This window comes from Endozoicomonas sp. SESOKO4, from assembly GCF_024606275.1.
Map to the genome: position 1 here is coordinate 1 of NZ_JAHHPS010000609.1, position 2,926 is coordinate 2,926.

The window sequence follows — 2,926 nt, forward strand, 5'->3', positions numbered from 1 at the left end:
TTGGGGGTAACTGTCCGGGAATTGAGGCTCAGTACGACATATTCCTGGTGGCTGAAGGTGGATCATGTTGATGTCAATCTTGGACGTGATCGCAGAATGGAAAGATTGCAGCGTTTTATCAGGCTATATCATGCAAGGCTTGATGATCGCTGGCAGGATGTAAAGCGCGTTGATTTGCGCTATTTGAATGGGGCTTCGGTGGCCTGGAAATAGTCATGAAAACATTGTTATGCGTTTTCGTGGCAACACTGGAGTGTTGGGTTCGGCGCACTGACTCTTTCAGTCAGGGTGGTTTGGGAAGATAGATGCCATGACAGCGGCAGATAACGGAAATTTAATCGTCGGACTCGACATTGGCACTTCCAAGGTTGTAGCGATTGTGGGTGAAATAACCGCAGATGGTCAGCTGGAAGTGATCGGGATCGGCTCCCACACTTCGCGGGGTCTGAAGCGAGGTGTTGTGGTTAATATCGACTCTACGGTCCATGCCATTAAAAGAGCGGTGGAAGAGGCTGAGTTGATGGCTGGTTGTCAGATCCACTCTGTGTACGCCGGCATCGCAGGTAATCATATTCGCAGTCTGAACTCCCATGGAATCGTTGCTATCAGGGAGAGAGAGGTGACCAGTGCCGATGTTGACAGGGTGATTGATGCCGCTCAGGCTGTTGCTATTCCCGCAGATCAGCGGATTCTCCATATTCTGCCTCAGGAATATGTGATTGATACCCAGGAAGGAGTGAAAGAGCCACTGGGTATGTCAGGTGTGCGTTTGGAAGCGAAAGTGCATCTGGTGACCTGTGCCGTCAATGCGGCGCAGAATATTGAGAACTGTATTAAACGATGTGGTCTGGAAGTAGACGACATTATTCTGGAACAGCTGGCTTCGAGCTATTCCGTGCTTTCAGAAGATGAAAAAGAGCTCGGTGTATGCATGGTAGATATTGGTGGTGGTACTACCGATATTGCTATTTTTACTGAGGGAGCCATACGACATACGGCTGTTATTCCAATAGCGGGTGATCAGGTCACCAATGATATTGCTATGGCTCTGAGAACGCCCACACAGCATGCTGAAGAGCTTAAGATTAAATACGCCTGTGCCCTCACCCAACTGGCTCGCGCTGAAGATATGATCAAAGTTCCGAGTGTTGGAGACAGGCCGGCCAGAGAACTGTCACGACAGTCGCTGGCAGAGGTAGTTGAGCCCAGATACGATGAACTGTTTACGCTGATTCAGGCGGAATTGAGACGAAGTGGTTTTGAAGACCTCATTCCAGCCGGTATTGTGCTGACTGGTGGTACGTCCAAAATGGAAGGTGCTGTAGACCTGGCAGAAGAAATTTTTCACATGCCGGTCAGGCTCGGTGTGCCTCAGGCCATTCAGGGGTTGACAGATGTCGTTTGCAATCCTATCTATGCAACAGGTGTCGGCCTGCTTCATTATGGTTTGAAAGCTCAGCAGGAAGGGCGAAGGGAAACGGCCAGCTTCGGCAGACAGGAAGAAAGTCTGCTTAATAGGCTTAAAAAATGGTTTCAGGGTCAGTTCTGATTGAGGGGCAGTCGCCATCAGCAGAAATGATCGCTACAGAAGACAGTGAATGGATTGTCTTTTGTGAAGTAGGAGTACCTTGTGCAAATGACCATTTTACAGGGTGTTCTTACAGGAAAGTAATCGTGGTGTTGTGGTAATGAATATTCAGAAAATATCCTGTTTACGGTGACAGAAAGGAGAGAGCCATGTTTGAACTGGTGGATAATGTTCCGCAGGAAGCGGTGATAAAGGTAGTAGGCGTTGGTGGCGGTGGCGGTAACGCAGTCTGTCACATGCTGAACAGTCGGTTGGAAGGCGTTGAGTTTGTCTGTGCCAATACGGATGCTCAGGCTCTGAAAAAACAGCACCTTCAGGCTCATACCCATCTGCAGCTGGGGGCTAACATTACTCGCGGTCTCGGTGCTGGGGCAAATCCGGAGGTCGGTCGTGATGCTGCAATGGAAGACAGAGACCGGATTGCTGAAGTGTTAGCGGGCTCTGACATGGTTTTCATCACCGCCGGCATGGGTGGGGGGACAGGCACCGGAGCAGCACCGGTTGTGGCTGAGATTGCCAGGGAAATGGGTGCTCTGACCGTAGCAGTGGTGACCAAGCCCTTTTCTTTCGAAGGTCGTCGCAGAATGGCAGTGGCTGAAGAGGGTCTGAATCAACTTAAGGAGAGCGTAGATTCTCTGGTCTGTATTCCTAACGAGAACCTTCTGCCGGTTTTGGGGCGTGATGTCAGTCTGCTGAACGCATTTGGTGCGGCCAATGACGTTCTGTTAGGCGCAGTTCAGGGTATTTCGGAATTGATTACCCGTGACGGACTGATTAACGTTGACTTTGCTGACGTTCGTACAGTTATGTCTGAAATGGGCATGGCTATGATGGGCACTGGCTCTGCTACAGGCAGTAACAGAGCGATTGAAGCGGCTGAGCGTGCTATCCGCAGCCCTCTCCTGGAGGATGTCAATCTTCAGGGGGCTCGTGGCGTGCTGGTTAATATTACTGCGGGCCTGGATCTTTCTGTAGGTGAATTCCACGAAGTAGGTGATACAGTGCGTGAATTTGCTTCAGATAATGCCACCACCGTGGTGGGCACAGTTATTGATCCGGAAATGACAGATGAATTGAGAGTGACTGTTGTTGCGACCGGTCTGGGAGACGCTGGTGGGGAGCAGGATCAGTCTCTTAAAGTGGTTGAAGGTTCCAAGCCCAAGGCGGTCCGTCCAGATGGTACCCTGAATCTCAAGGAGCTCGATATTCCTCCTCGTGTTCGCAATAAAGCTGCTGAACAGCCCAAGGTTGAGGAAAATGAAAAGCCCCGCAGGCAGGCGCCATCAGCCACCAGGAATATGTCGTACTGAGCCTCAATTCCCGGACAGTTACCCCCAA

3 protein-coding genes are annotated in these 2,926 nt (G+C 50.6%); all 3 read left to right on the forward strand.

The window, feature by feature from the left end:
* A partial coding sequence (locus KDK16_RS11870) for a cell division protein FtsQ/DivIB (RefSeq protein ID WP_257276279.1) occupies window positions 1-213 on the forward strand: 213 nt, incomplete at its 5' end.
* 97 nt (window positions 214-310) lie between these two features.
* Entirely contained in the window at window positions 311-1,549 is a 1,239-nt protein-coding gene (gene ftsA, locus KDK16_RS11875; protein WP_257276280.1) for a cell division protein FtsA, read from the forward strand.
* Between the two features lie 188 nt (window positions 1,550-1,737).
* Window positions 1,738-2,898 carry a cell division protein FtsZ gene (gene ftsZ, locus KDK16_RS11880; protein WP_257276281.1) on the forward strand — a complete coding sequence of 387 codons (1,161 nt, stop codon included), beginning with the start codon at window positions 1,738-1,740 and terminating at the stop codon, window positions 2,896-2,898.
* The last annotated feature ends 28 nt before the right edge of the window (window positions 2,899-2,926 follow it).